At 49.1% G+C, this 14,058-nt stretch carries 10 protein-coding genes; 5 read left to right on the forward strand and 5 right to left on the reverse strand.

Annotated elements, in window-relative coordinates; translation table 11 throughout:
• Positions 1 to 69: 69 nt before the first annotated feature.
• Positions 70 to 1,053, reverse strand: a complete 984-nt coding sequence (locus OCU49_RS22430) for a TRAP transporter substrate-binding protein (protein WP_261842742.1) — start codon at positions 1,051 to 1,053, stop codon at positions 70 to 72.
• A 431-nt stretch (positions 1,054 to 1,484) separates the two neighbouring features.
• On the opposite strand from OCU49_RS22430, the gene OCU49_RS22435 reads away from it, so the two are divergent.
• Entirely contained in the window at positions 1,485 to 3,080 is a 1,596-nt protein-coding gene (locus tag OCU49_RS22435) for a methyl-accepting chemotaxis protein (RefSeq protein ID WP_261842743.1), read from the forward strand.
• Between the two features lie 61 nt (positions 3,081 to 3,141).
• On the opposite strand, the gene OCU49_RS22440 is transcribed toward OCU49_RS22435, so the two are convergent.
• Entirely contained in the window at positions 3,142 to 4,488 is a 1,347-nt protein-coding gene (locus OCU49_RS22440; protein WP_261842744.1) for a sigma-54-dependent transcriptional regulator, read from the reverse strand.
• Positions 4,489 to 4,560: 72 nt separating this feature from the next.
• Positions 4,561 to 6,798 carry a PAS domain-containing sensor histidine kinase gene (locus OCU49_RS22445; protein WP_261842745.1) on the reverse strand — a complete coding sequence of 746 codons (2,238 nt, stop codon included), beginning with the start codon at positions 6,796 to 6,798 and terminating at the stop codon, positions 4,561 to 4,563.
• Positions 6,799 to 7,079: 281 nt separating this feature from the next.
• On the opposite strand from OCU49_RS22445, the gene OCU49_RS22450 reads away from it, so the two are divergent.
• The 3 genes from OCU49_RS22450 to OCU49_RS22460 all read left to right on the forward strand — a co-directional run bounded on the left by OCU49_RS22450 (position 7,080) and on the right by OCU49_RS22460 (position 11,345).
• Positions 7,080 to 9,227 (forward strand): Tex family protein, encoded by a 2,148-nt coding sequence (locus OCU49_RS22450; RefSeq protein WP_261842746.1) that lies wholly within the window; start codon positions 7,080 to 7,082, stop codon positions 9,225 to 9,227.
• Between the two features lie 171 nt (positions 9,228 to 9,398).
• Positions 9,399 to 10,964 carry a glutamate--cysteine ligase gene (gene gshA / locus OCU49_RS22455; protein ID WP_261842747.1) on the forward strand — a complete coding sequence of 522 codons (1,566 nt, stop codon included), beginning with the start codon at positions 9,399 to 9,401 and terminating at the stop codon, positions 10,962 to 10,964.
• 138 nt (positions 10,965 to 11,102) lie between these two features.
• Positions 11,103 to 11,345, forward strand: coding sequence for a YciI family protein (locus tag OCU49_RS22460; protein WP_261842748.1), 243 nt, complete (start codon positions 11,103 to 11,105; stop codon positions 11,343 to 11,345).
• A gap of 23 nt (positions 11,346 to 11,368) precedes the next feature.
• On the opposite strand, the gene OCU49_RS22465 is transcribed toward OCU49_RS22460, so the two are convergent.
• Together OCU49_RS22465 and OCU49_RS22470 are read right to left on the reverse strand one after the other, a co-directional pair.
• Positions 11,369 to 11,659 carry a hypothetical protein gene (locus OCU49_RS22465; protein ID WP_261842749.1) on the reverse strand — a complete coding sequence of 97 codons (291 nt, stop codon included), beginning with the start codon at positions 11,657 to 11,659 and terminating at the stop codon, positions 11,369 to 11,371.
• Positions 11,660 to 11,711: 52 nt separating this feature from the next.
• A complete protein-coding gene (locus OCU49_RS22470) occupies positions 11,712 to 12,587 on the reverse strand; it encodes a LysR substrate-binding domain-containing protein (RefSeq protein WP_261842750.1) in 876 nt (291 codons plus the stop codon).
• Between the two features lie 230 nt (positions 12,588 to 12,817).
• On the opposite strand from OCU49_RS22470, the gene OCU49_RS22475 reads away from it, so the two are divergent.
• The gene (locus OCU49_RS22475; RefSeq protein ID WP_261842751.1) at positions 12,818 to 13,972 is read left to right on the forward strand and encodes a TauD/TfdA family dioxygenase; all 1,155 of its coding nucleotides are present in this window, start codon (positions 12,818 to 12,820) and stop codon (positions 13,970 to 13,972) included.
• Positions 13,973 to 14,058: the final 86 nt, after the last annotated feature.

Genomic DNA, 14,058 nt, shown 5'->3' on the forward strand with positions numbered 1-14,058 from the left:
GCGATCTGGAAAGTTACTCCGACTGACCCTATACGTCAGCCAGAGCAACAGTTACAACGGATCTACAGCTTAGTTGTTAGACATTTCAGCTGCTTTTATCAGGTCAGCACCGATCTCATCAGAGAACTGGCTCCATACCGGCTTCATAGCAGTTACCCACTCAGCACGTTCTGCATCAGAAATTTCCAACACTTCAGAACGCTTAGAATCAATAATCGCCTGCTTATCATCACGCGCCTTATCAGCGGCTACCTGATTACCAAATGCAATGGCTTCATCCAGTGCTTTTTTCACTTCAACACGGATATCATCATCCAAACCATTCCAGAACTCAGCAGAGCTCACCACCATGTAATCGAGAACGCCGTGGTTAGACTCAGTAATGTATGGCTGAACCTCAAAGAACTTCTTCGAAAAGATGTTAGACCAGGTGTTTTCCTGACCATCGATCGCTTTAGTTTGCAGCAGAGTAAATACTTCAGAAAAAGGCTTTTTCAGTGGCACCGCTTCTACTGCTTCAAATTGTGCCTGTAGTACATCAGACGTCATGATGCGGAACTTCTTACCGGACGCATCAGCAGGTACACGCAGCGGATCGCTTGCAGACAGCTGCTTCAGACCGTTATGCAGATAACCCAGACCTACCAGGCCTTTAGATTCAACCGAAGATAAAATTTTCTGGCCCGCATCACTTTGCTGAAAGCGTTCTACCGCTTGCATATCTTTAAACAGGAACGGCAGATCGAACAACTGCAGTTGCTTGGTGTACTTCTGGAATTTTGACAGTGACGGAGCCGCCAGCTGTACATCACCCAGTAACATGGCTTCCAGTACTTTGTTATCGCCAAATAACTGAGAGCTTGGGAATACTTTTACTTCTACCTTACCCGGCAGACGTTCAGCAACCAGTTCAGCAAACTTGTTAGCCATCTGACCTTTAGGGGTATTTTCAGCCACCACATGGGAGAATTTAATTTCGATTGGCGCGGCTGTTGCGGCACTGGCACCAAAGATTAAAGCCATTGAAGTAACAGCTGCAGTTAATAAACGCATAACGCTCTCCTGTTGTAATTATTAGCGTTGTCATTGAGCGCTCAGGCTCAATGATTATGTCTCTCGGGATTGAGATGCGTATATTCTTTGCAGAGGCTGTGCCAAGTTTGTAATCACATAACTAAAAACAAATAAAACACTTTAAAATCAAATAAATAAAAACATTACGTAGTTTTTTACACATAGATCAATAAATACTTTTATGGGTGGATACCCACCCATTTACCCCATTAATATCTGGGGGGATTTCACCCATTTAAAGATTATTTTTATGTCATAAATCAGTCATTCTGTTGAGCTGGATCAAGTGAGTTTTTGTCTCCTATCAGCGACTACCCAAAGTAGTTACTCCCCGCCTAGAAACCCTTTTAAATGAGTGGTTATATGACTTCAAACTGTACAGTTATTCTCTTCATCTCAGGTCTGAACCCATGACGATCCAAAGCAAAGTAAACCTCAGTCTGGCGGCTGTTTTTCTTCTGGTATTGCTCACATCTATTACGACGATCTATCAGAGCGAATCTTCGCTGGCCCTGACTGTGGCTGAACACAATACCCAAACCACCGCTGACAACTATTTCGACAGCATCAATATCATGATGCTCAGTGGCGCAATGGCAAACCGCAAAGCGTTACAGGATAAGATTCTGAGTAACCCGGAACTTATCGAAGCACGCATCATACGTGGCGAGCCGGTAAGCAAAATCTTCGGGCCAGGTCTTCCGGATGCAGTCATTATTGACGGGCTGGACCGCCGCGCCATGAGCGGTGAAGAAGTCAGTGTCGAACTGGATGATGATCAGGGCCACCGTCTGACAGTCATTAAGCCGATTATTGCCAGCTCATCATATAAAGGAACTAACTGCCTTACCTGTCACCAGGTTGAAGAAGGCACCATCATGGGCGCGGTGCGGGTCACATACTCCTTCGACAGCCTCGATGCCTCCATCATGAACAATGTTACCCGGGTCGCATTATTGGAGCTGGGGATGTTTGTGATTGCATTGTTTGTAATTGGTACTTTGTTGCACAGAATTGTAGTTAAGCCACTGCGTCAGATGAGCAAAACTATTCACAATATCGAGCAGAACTCTGACTTAACACAACAGTTAGAAATCCATAATAATGACGAAATTGGCCAGACAGCTGCATCATTCAACAGCATGTTGCAGGCATTCCGGGGCAATATTCAGCACGTTGTCACCTCAATTGATTTACTCAGCAACAGCAGCCAGCGAATTTCAGATATTACCGAGCAGGCAAGTAATTCTTCACAGAATCAAATGCAACTGGCCAGTGAAGTATCAGATGCAATGGCGACTATGAGCGAAGCCACCCAAAGTGTATCCAGCAGTGCCGATGCCACTGTGTCAGCGTCCGGCCAGGCCCTGGCAGAAAGTAATAAAGGCGCCCAGATTTCAGCCCAGACGCAGCAAATAATCGAGCAGCTACAGAGCAAAATTCTGCAGGCAGCGGAAGTGATTCAAAAACTCGAACAGGAAAGCCACGAAGTCGACTCAACCCTTAGCGTTATTCAGGGTATCGCCGAACAAACCAACTTACTGGCACTGAATGCTGCCATCGAAGCTGCCCGGGCCGGTGAACAGGGCCGCGGCTTTGCGGTTGTCGCCGACGAGGTGCGTTCCCTGTCGCAACGTACACAGACCGCGACCATTGAAATCAATACTATGATCGACTCGTTCAAAAACAATGCTCAGCACGCTGTAAATGTTATGCAGGAAGCCAATATCAGTACTGAAGAAAGCGTCGAACAGGTTCAGAGTACTGTCGCATCACTGACCAACATCACCAGCGAGATGGAAGCCATTGCCAACACCAATCACGCCATCAGTGATGCCGTGCATCAGCACAGTGACGCGACTATAAGGGTTGAGGAAAGCATTGCTACCATCAACCAGGGCACTGAAAGCGCCATCAACCGGGTAGAACAACTCAGTGAAGTTTCTCATCAGATCACCAGTCTGGCCGAAGAACTGGAACAGCGTGCCCAGCAGTTTAAAGTCTGAGGTTTCAAACACAGATATAAAAAAGGCTGCCCATGGCAGCCTTTTTTACTGGCCTCTCCGGTCAGTGCTTAAATTCGCTTTTGTCTAAGCCGTATTTCTTCATTTTGTCGTAAAGTGTTTTACGCGGCAGCCCTAATTCAGCCTGAGTATCCTTAATCGACCCCTGACAACGGCCCAAAGTTTTCTGCAAAATAAGCCGCTCAAACTGTTCAACCTGATCAGGTAATGTCAGCCCGGTTTTCGTTGCACCGTCCAGTTCATCAAACTCGAAGTTGTAGGCGTCACCCAGTAACACATACCCCTCAGCCACGTTACGTAGCTCACGAATATTGCCCGGCCAGTTGTGGGACATCAGCAATGCCAGCTTGTCACTGCTCAATTGCGGTACTTCCCGGTGATACTGAGCTGATGCAATCAGGGCAAAATGCTGAAACAGCATAGGAATATCTTCGCAACGTTCGCGCAGTGGTGGAATAGGTAACTGCAATACATTCAGGCGGTAATATAAATCCTGACGATATTCACCGGCTTCACTGAGCTGTTTAAGATCCACCTTAGTGGCAGCAATCACCCGTAAATCCAGAGGAATCTGCTGATTCGAACCCAGACGTTCAATAGTACGTTCTTCCAGCACCCGCAGTAATTTCACCTGCAGTGACAGCGGCATACTTTCAATTTCATCGAGAAACAGCGTTCCGCCATTGGCATGTTCAAATTTCCCAATACGACGCTGCTTAGCATCTGTAAACGCGCCTTTCTCATGACCAAAGAGTTCACTTTCAATCAGGTTCTCAGGCACCGCACCGCAGTTAATCGCAACGAAATTTTTATCCCGGCGATTACTGTGCTCATGAATATACCGTGCCACCAGATCTTTACCGGAGCCGGTTTCGGCGTGCAGTAAAATATCCGCAGGCGTATCTGCCACATGCTGAATCATATTTCGTAGCTGCTGAATACTCGGCGACTCACCAATAATCCGCGGACCTATACCGCCCTGCGCCTGCAATTCTTTACGCAGTTTACGGTTTTCCAGGGTCAGATTGCGCTTTTCCTGCGCCCGGCGAATCACATCCACCAGCAGCTCAGAAGAGAAAGGTTTTTCGATGAAGTCATACGCACCATCTCGCATGGCCTGAACCGCCATAGAGATATCACCGTGTCCAGTAATAAGAATAACCGGCAGGTCAGCATCCATCTCATGCACCTGTTCCAGTAATCCAAGACCACCTATGCCAGGCATACTGATATCGGTAACAACAATGCCCGGCCATTCACTGCTCAGTTGTGGCAACGCATCTTCAGCAGCTTCACACGCGGTAACTTCATAACCGGCCAGCTCCAGCGTCTGGCCAACCGCCACCCGGATATGCTTCTCGTCGTCGACGAGCATAATTGAATTTGGCATCAGCTATTCCTGGCTTAATTTCGGCAGCAGCACCGGCCTTCAATAGCCGGCAGAAAATCTGCCCGGATAATATCACGCCTGAACTGAGGAAGGCACAACCGGTAGAAGCACGGTAAATACAGCGCCGCCATCAGGATGATTAGTTACCGTCAGCTGCCCACCCATACTGAGAATAATACGGTGCGAGATAGATAGCCCCAGCCCCAACCCCTGCTTATCCAGTTTGGTGGTGTAAAAAGGCTCGAAGACCTTTTCCAAGTCCCGCTCAGGCACTCCCGGCCCGAAATCCCTCACCGCAATGCTCATCATCGTATTCTGCTGGCTGGCACTGATTTCAATCCGTGGAGATGAAAGCGCATCCATCGCCTGCATCGCATTACTGATCAGGTTTACTAACACCTGTTCCAGACGCAGCATATCTCCCAGCATATACACTTCAGCAGCATTTTCAGGCCAGACAATATCAACCTGCGCTTTAGCCAGTTGGCCATACATGATAGCCATAGCGCCATCTTTAGCAGCCTGCAGACTTATGGGAGACAACTGCCCTGTGGTCTTACGGGAAAATTCTTTTAGCGGGCCGATGATTTTAGCCATACGTTCCGTGAGTAAACTTATCTCGCCCAGATTTTCCTGAGCCGGCTCCGGCTTATTAATATCCAGAAACGAACGGGCATTATCGGCATAGCTGCGAATCGCCGTCAGAGGCTGATTCAGTTCATGATTAATTCCCGCCGACATCTGTCCCAGCACCGCCAGCTTAGCCGCCTGAATCAATTCATTCTGAGTATGTTTATGCTGTTCCATCTCAGTAAGTAACCGGGCATTAGCCCGGGATAAGTCTTCGGTTCGCTCATCCACCCGGTGCTCTAGCATATCCCGGGCTTTGCGAAGTTTCTGTTCGTATTGTTTACGCTCGGTCATGTCATGCACAGTCACAATGAAATACCGGTCGCCTTCACGGATCATCCGACCAATCACTAACTCCACCGGTATCTGTGTGTTATCTTCCCGGCAACCCAGCGCTTCTATCATCAGCTCGGTATCGTCATCAGTACTGGTAGTTATATGTTGCCAGCACACAGCTCTGTCCTGCTGTGCCAGTAAGTGACTGAAATACTTGCCTTGAACATCTTCAGCAGGATAACCAAACAGTTTTTCTGCCGTCGGATTAAACGACTCAATACGGCCCAGATGATCCAGCGTAATCAGGCCTGCATGGGTATTATCAATAATTGCCCGAACCCGCGCTTCACTGCTTTCCAGCGCTTGCTGTTCCTGACGTTTAAACTGTTCGCGCTGTTCTGCTACACGTCGCCGGGTAAACAGAAACAGCAACAAAAACACCAGCGCGCCATAGCTAAAGCTGGCCAGCAAAACGTTGGTAAATACTTGTCGTTCTACGGCTTTAATATTGGCCAGAATAGACACATTAAAGCCTGCATCTTCCACCTGACGGGTTTGTTGTAAATACTGGCGGGTTTTAACCCCGTCCAGCGATTCACTGGAAGCCCAGTCCCCATCAACTAAAGTAACCAGCTCAGTACCATCTCCACGGTCTTTACGTTTAATCACGTTCAGCGCTTCAAGAGATTCTTCACCATAGCGCAAGCTGCTGAGAATCCGCTGTAAATCATCCTGTGATAAAGGCGTCAACGTGCGAAACTTCCACTCTGGCCGGGTGCTGAGGAAAATGACCCCGTCTTCATCCGTCACCAGAATATCGGTTAACGGATCATTCCAGTCATTCTCAATATCATTAATGTCGATCTTTACGATGATGACGCCCAGCGTCTTACCCCGGTAATGCACCGGATAGGAAAAGAAATAACCACGTTTTTTCGAGGTTGTGCCTAAAGCAAAATAGCGGCCTGCCTGGCCACTAATACCGTCTTTGAAGTACGGTCGGAAAGCAAAATTACGGCCAACGAAGGTTTTTTCTTTATCCCAGTTGCTGGCTGCAACTGTCATACCTTCACTATTCATCAGATACGCATCTGACGCGCCTATGGTTTCATTAACCTTTTCCAGATACAGGCTGGCCCGGGCTTCGGCATCACCGCCTGGATGTAATAAAGGATTCAGCAATTCAGAGTGGGTACTAATCAGTTTAGGAATGTCTTTATAGCGATCCAGTTCTTGCTGCAAACTCAGTGAATAACGGCCCAGATCTGCCGCAGTACGGTACTGCAAATCCGCCAGCGCGCGTTCACGGCTGATAGTCGCGGTCTGATACACCACTAAAATAAGTACTGCTATTAAACACAGAGCCAGAAAAGGCCTGGATGTTAATCGTTCCTGAGTTGCCACTGTTCAGCCTTAGATATGTTCTACATTCTTATTATTTTTTGCAGGCTCAGTCGCCCTGTACAGACTATCAATAAACATTTTCAGCAGCTCTGGCTGCGTCAGTGAAAATATTTCAGCATCCTGTTAGACATAAGTCGACTACAGCCGTGCCTTCATAACAACCTTTTTAACCGCCAATCAGACTAAAGTCTAACAGGGTTTTCATGCATGTTATGGCTACTGCTCTACTGGACAGGCAGGTATGATAAAGCACTATACGTTCTGAGTTACCCAGGTTACCGATGACTTCACTTGCTCAATACCTTGCTACCGATCTGAATATCCGGGCCGCCCAGGCCGAAGCCGTTATCCGTCTGCTGGATGAAGGCGCCACCGTTCCCTTCATTGCCCGTTATCGTAAAGAAGCTACACAGGGGCTGGATGACACACAATTGCGCCAACTGGCTAAACGGCTGGAACAACGCCGGGATCTTAACGCCCGCCGCGAGACTATTTTGCAAAGTATTCGTCAGCAGGAAAAGTTGACTCCACAATTACAGGAAGCCCTGGAAGCAGCCGACAGCAAATCCCGCTTAGAAGATCTGTATCTGCCATATAAACCGAAAAGACAAAACAAAGCAGAACAGGCCCGGGCAGCTGGACTGCAACCCTTAGCAGACACGCTTAGCCGCCAGCAGGGTACGCCGGAAAAACTCGCGACCCGATATCTGAATCCGTCCAAAGACGTCAACAGTAGCGAAGATGCACTGGAAGGCGCCCGCCAGATTCTCACCGAACAGATTGCCGAACATGCTGACCTGCAAAGCCAGCTGCGGCAATGGTTATGGAACCGTGGCGAGCTAAGCAGCAAGGTGATTAAAGATAAACAGCAGGAAGGTGCTAAGTTTTCCGACTATTTCGACTTTAGCCAGACCATCAGTAAATTACCGTCACACCGGGCACTGGCGATTCTCCGTGCCCAGCAAGCGGGCATCGTCCGTTATAAGCTGCGCCCAACTGAAGCCGATGCACAGCGTCCAGCAGAATTGATCAGCAAATTCATGCGCTGGCACTGCGATAACAGCCCGGCCGGACGCTGGCTGGCGGCATGCATTCAACAGGCATGGCAGAAGAAACTATTGCCATCACTTGAAAATCAGCTGATCAAACAGCTTAAACAAGACGCCGATGCAGAAGCTATCAGCGTATTCAGCCGTAACCTGAAAGACCTGCTCCTCGCGGCACCGGCAGGTTTACAGGCAACACTGGGGCTGGATCCGGGATTACGTACCGGCGTTAAAGTCGCCGTGCTGGATAACACCGGTAAAGTTCTCAAACACGCGACTATTTACCCCCACGCACCACAGAAAAAATGGTCAGAATCCGAAGCCACACTGGCCCAGTTGTGCCAAAAATATGCTGTCAACCTGATAGCCATAGGCAACGGCACGGCCTCCCGGGAAACCGAACAACTGGTCAAAGAGTTGCTGCAACGTAATCCGGACATTCAGGCAATTCCTGTCATCGTCAGTGAAGCCGGTGCATCGGTCTATTCCGCATCCGAGCTGGCAAGCCAGGAATTACCTGAACTGGATGTATCTATCCGCGGTGCAGTTTCCATCGCCCGTCGCTTACAGGACCCGCTGGCCGAATTGGTAAAGATCGAACCTAAAGCCATTGGCGTCGGCCAGTACCAGCATGATGTCGACCAGAACGCCCTGATTCAGTCACTGGAAGACACCGTGGAAGATTGTGTTAACCATGTAGGGGTTGATCTGAATACGGCTTCCGCCCAGCTGCTCAGTCAAGTGGCTGGCCTTAACATGACAACCGCACAAAACATCGTCGCTTATCGCGATCAGAACGGTATTTTCACTAGCCGTCAGCAACTCTTAAAAGTGCCCCGTTTAGGGCCAAAGGCTTATCAGCAGTGTGCCGGATTTCTGAAAATCAGCGCGGCGAAAAACCCGCTAGACAGCTCTGCTGTGCATCCGGAGGCATATACGGTTGTCGAGCGCATCGCCAAAGCCCAGCGCTGTAAAGTCAGTGAACTGATCGGCCAGCAACAGCGACTGCAACAATTACACTTAGAAGATTACTGTGATACTCAGTTCGGCCTCTACACCTTAAAAGACATCATTCGGGAACTGGAAAAGCCCGGCCGTGATCCACGCCCTGAGTTTCGCACCGCCAGTTTTCAGGAAGGTGTCGAAACTCTGGCAGACCTGCATCCGGGTATGCAGCTGGAAGGCAGCGTGACCAATGTGACTAACTTCGGTGCCTTTGTGGATATAGGTGTACATCAGGATGGTCTGGTACATATCTCCCAGCTAGCCGACCGCTTTGTTAAAGACCCGCATAACATTGTCAAAACCGGTGACATTGTAAAAGTACGTGTCATGGAAGTAGATCCGCAACGCAAACGTATCTCTTTAACCATGAAGGCTTAAGCATATAAGTAATGTGAAACAGCCCGGAATGTCGGAATTTTGGTAGAAGCGGCGTTATTCGTCGCATAGAGTCAATTTTGAAAGCAACAAACTTGCTCTGAAACTGTATTATGTTGCTTTATCAGTAGGCTATAATGCCCGTTCTTTTTTACCTGCGAAGGAAGCTGTATTTTGTCTGCGGCACTGGAAAAAAATCTGCAACGCCTGGCCGAGAGTGGCCTGTCATCAAGTCTGAAAGGCATGCTTCACGGCATCGAGAAAGAAGGCTTACGGGTCGACGCTGAAGGTATTATCAGCCAGACAGATCACCCGGCGTCACTGGGTTCTACGCTGACCCATAGCCATATCACGACCGATTATTCTGAAGCCCTGATGGAATTCATCACGCCGGTGTTCAATGAATCCGCGGATGCTCTTCAGTTCCTGCAGGACCTGCACCACTTCAGTTTCCAGAAGCTCAACAGTGAAGAACTCTGGGCTTCAAGCATGCCGTGCCGCATTGATGGCGACGCCATGATACCTATTGCCCGTTACGGCAGCTCCAACGTCGGTCAGATGAAATACACCTACCGGGTTGGCCTGGAACACCGTTACGGCAAAATGATGCAGGCCATCGCCGGCATTCATTACAACTTTTCATTGCCTGACGGCCTGTGGGAAAACCTGCAAAAGCTTCAGGATAACAACGACAGCCTGCAGAAATTCCGCTCAGACAGCTACTTCGCACTGATTCGCAATTTCCGCCGTTACTCATGGTTGCTGTTGTACCTGTTCGGTGCATCACCGGCACTGGCTGCCAGCTTCATGGCCGGCCGGGAACATGATCTGGAAAGCTGGGACGAAGATACCTTGTATCGCCCGTACGCAACTTCTTTGCGCATGAGTGATCTGGGCTATTCCAACAAAGCCCAGGCCGATCTGAATATCTGCTTTAACCATCTGGATACTTATACCCGTTCACTGCAAAAGGCGATCAACACGCCTTATGCAACCTATGCGGAAATGGGCATTAAAGTAGATGGTCAGTACAAACAGCTGAACAGCAATATTCTGCAGATAGAAAACGAATACTACAGCGACATCCGGCCAAAACGGGTTGCACAGAGCGGTGAAAAACCGATAAATGCCCTGCAGGAACGCGGCGTTGAATACATTGAAGTGCGCAACACGGATATCAACCCGTTAATGCCACTGGGTATCGACCAGTCACAGTCTGATTTCCTTGATGCTTTCCTGGTCACTTGCCTGTTATCCAATCCGGCAGAGATAAGTGAGTCGGAATGTACACGCATTGGCGAGAACAACGATCTGACTGTAAACCGGGGACGCGAACCCGGCCTGACGCTGAATAATAACGGTACGCAAATGACCGTTGCCCAGTGGGGTAATGACATCATTGCCGATATCAGCAAGACTGCTGCCATGCTAGACAATGTTTATGGCTCTGAACGTTTCAGCAGTGCAGTTAACCAGCAGCAGGAAAAACTGGATAACCCTGCACTGACACCTTCCGCGCAAGTGCTTGAAGGTATGAAGCACAGCGGTCAGGGATATGAAGCCTTTGCTTTGGCGAAAAGTCGCGAACACCGCGAAGCCATCAGCCAGTTACCAATCAGCGCTGAGCAACAGGCGTATCTGGAAAAACTCAGCAGTGAATCGCTACAAGAACAAAAAGAGATCGAGCTGGCCGACAATGTCGACTTCGATCAGTATCTGGCCGATTACATGGCTAAATAAATACCGTTCTGAAAATAAAAAGCCGCTGTTATCAGCGGCTTTTTTATATCCCGGAAACATCAGCAGGAAAGATTATGTTCATTGTATCGATCAGTTATCAGTGCCCGCTCAGCGATATCGAATCTCATCTGGAAGAGCATGTCGCCTTTCTTGATCGCTGCTTTTCTTGACAACTTTTTTGCCAGCGGTACCTTTTTAGCATCCGGCCCAAAACAGCCCCGCACCGGCGGTATCATTCTGGCAACGGCCCCAAGTCTGCCTGCATTGAAAGCCATTCTTGAAGAAGATCCGTTTAAGCGTGAACAACTGGCACACTACGAAATCACTGAATTCATTCCCAACAAGGCAGCTGTAGGCTTGGAGCATTTGCTCGCAGTCTGAAATATATATTCTGAGCTGTATCTTTAAAACCAACGCCCCAGTCGCATAATTTTTCGCCAACAAAACCCCATCAGTCCCGGAAATAATCGCGGAAAACATACGCCAACAAAAATTAAAGCGCATAACAGAATCCAAAAGCCATCCGTGCTGATATAGAGCATCTCCTGAGCTCCGTCTTCATCATGATTATCCCAGGCCCATCTTCCATTCAGCCCGAACCACAACAAGACTGCAGTTGGCGCCGCAAACGCAACACTGACAAACAGATTCATCATAAAGCTAATGATCGGCCCCTCTTCTTTTTCCCTGGCCATACCCTTCTCCTGTTTTGTATAACCTGATCCCGCGCATTCAGCTAAACCTGATTTAGCTAACTTCTTCTAATAACCAGTCCTTAAAGACTTTCGCTGCCTTACTTAGCGGACTGTCCTGCCGGTGCGTCAGGTAATAACTTTCGGTACTGCCTACATAATCATTCAACGGCGCAACTAACTGTCCGGCTGCTACCTGTGGCGCAACTATTTCATCATAGCTCAGACAAATACCGCAGTTAGCCACCGCCATCGCAACTGTTGTCGCCGCACTGTCCATCTTATGCATCAACAACGGCGTATCATGCTGCAACCCCTGCTGTGCCAGCCAGGCATGCCAGTTCTGCTGATTACCGATCACATTCAATAGCGGCCATTTGAGCACGTCAGCTGTCTGCTCAATCTCAGCGGCCATCTGAGGGCTGCAATACGGCCGCAGCTTAGGCGCAATCAACCGGGTAAAGTCCAACTCAGGCCAGTCTCCGGTACCGTGTCGCAACGACAGCTCAGCGGTGCCGGCAGTGAATTCACTGTCCCAGTTAGCATTAATGATCCGCAGGCCCAGCCCGGGAAATTGCGAAGTGAATTTGGCTAACCGGGGCGCCAGCCAGAGAATGCCAAAAGCAGTGTTCACTTCAATTGTTACTTCACCGTCCTTCAGTGGTGAAAAAATGTCCGAAGTACCGCGTTGCAGCTCCTGTAATGCGCCCTGCACTACAGGTAAATAGGCCCGTCCCCGTTTAGTAAGGCTGATTTGCCGTGGCATTCGGTTAAACAGAGGCTCACCGAGATTATCTTCCAGTAAACGGATTTGCTGACTGACCGCCGACTGGGTCATATTCAGTTCCCGGGCAGCCACGGTAAAATTCAGTTCTCTGGCAGCGACCTCAAAAGTGCGCAGCCAGTTTAATGGAGGTAGTTTAACCGGCATATTTTTCTCAGTACCAAACCCTGTTAAAGCGTTGTATCACGCCATCTTCAACTGCTTACTATCAATTGCTTAAGAGTACCATTAGCTGTGCTTATGGTGACCCCCCATATTCATCGTTTGTCGTTTTTTTGCAGCCCATTATCATTTACAGCCTGTCGCTCACAATGCACATACCAGACGTATTTGGGCCAGTTTTCGGAATGCATAACAATTATTACGGGCACACATATATGTTAGACGGTACACCAACAGACGGCCGGGCAACCGACACTCAGATCACTTCAATCACCCAACAGGAACGCAGCCTGCAGATTGAATGGAACGACGGCAAGCACGCCAGCTTTCACTTTCTCTGGTTACGCGACAACTGCCCAAGTGGTTTTCACACCGATACTCAGGAACGTATCTTTGATCAGCTATCCGTCAGTGCCGACATTCACCCACTGAGCATCTATCATGATGCTGAGTCCCTGCATATCGACTGGTCTGAAGGTGAGCAGCGCAGTGTATTTTGCCATCAGTGGCTGCGCGACCATGCATACTCCGGCAACCTGCGTCAGCGTCAGAGCTCTACCTATCAGAGCTGGAACAGCAGCTTTATCAACAGTATTCCTGAAGCAGACAACAACGACGTTATGCAGGATGACAAAGCACTGTTCGACTGGATGACTGCACTCGACCGCGACGGCCTGGCAATTATTCGTAACATGCCGATTACTGATGAAGCAGTAGTCGATATTGCACAGCGCATTGACTACCTGCGCCGGACCAACTTTGGCGTTACCTTCAACGTAATCTCTGTACCTAACCCGATCAACCTGGCTTACACTTCGATCGCCTTACCTCTGCATACCGATCTGGCGAATCAGGAAGTGCCTCCTGGTTACCAGTTCCTGCACTGCCTGGCGAACGACAGTGAAGGCGGCGCTTCAGTATTTGTTGATGGCCTACGGGTGTTGGAAGACCTGCGCGGTGAATGCCCTGAAGATTTCCAGCTATTAGCAAAATACGCGATTCCGTTCCGCTTCCATGACAACGAACACGATATCCGCCAGCATCATCCGGTGATCAACCTGAACACCTTTGGCGAAATTGTAGAAATCAAATACAACGCCCATCTGGCAGATATTTTCGATCTGCCGGAAGAAATTATGCATGAGTACTATCTGGCCTACCGTAACCTGATGGGCCGCCTGCGTGACCCACGCTACACCATCAAACTGATGCTGCAGGGTGGCGACATGGTGGTGTTCGATAACCGTCGAGTTATGCACGGTCGGGATAAATTTGACCCGAGCACAGGTACCCGTCATTTACGCGGCTGCTATGTGGACCGGTCAGAATTCCAGAGCCGTCTGCGGGTGCTCGGGCAACAGTTCACCTGATTCAACGCCCTGCATCAAAATTACGCCGGTACAGTAACACTCTGTACCGGCGCTTTTATATCTTCCCTTCGTAGTCGCTTACACCG

The organism is Aliamphritea ceti (genome assembly GCF_024347215.1).
Classification (GTDB): Bacteria; Pseudomonadota; Gammaproteobacteria; order Pseudomonadales; family Balneatricaceae; genus Amphritea; species Amphritea ceti.

Bases quoted from the DNA above. Each gene is read 5' to 3' on its own strand.
- OCU49_RS22450 (WP_261842746.1), top strand. From the start codon at position 7,080: ATGACTTCACTTGCTCAATACCTTGCTACCGATCTGAATATCCGGGCC.
- OCU49_RS22435 (WP_261842743.1), top strand. From the start codon at position 1,485: ATGACGATCCAAAGCAAAGTAAACCTCAGTCTGGCGGCTGTTTTTCTT.
- OCU49_RS22430 (WP_261842742.1), bottom strand. From the start codon at position 1,053: ATGCGTTTATTAACTGCAGCTGTTACTTCAATGGCTTTAATCTTTGGT.
- OCU49_RS22465 (WP_261842749.1), bottom strand. From the start codon at position 11,659: ATGGCCAGGGAAAAAGAAGAGGGGCCGATCATTAGCTTTATGATGAAT.
- OCU49_RS22475 (WP_261842751.1), top strand. From the start codon at position 12,818: ATGTTAGACGGTACACCAACAGACGGCCGGGCAACCGACACTCAGATC.
- OCU49_RS22440 (WP_261842744.1), bottom strand. From the start codon at position 4,488: ATGCCAAATTCAATTATGCTCGTCGACGACGAGAAGCATATCCGGGTG.
- OCU49_RS22460 (WP_261842748.1), top strand. From the start codon at position 11,103: ATGTCGCCTTTCTTGATCGCTGCTTTTCTTGACAACTTTTTTGCCAGC.
- OCU49_RS22470 (WP_261842750.1), bottom strand. From the start codon at position 12,587: ATGCCGGTTAAACTACCTCCATTAAACTGGCTGCGCACTTTTGAGGTC.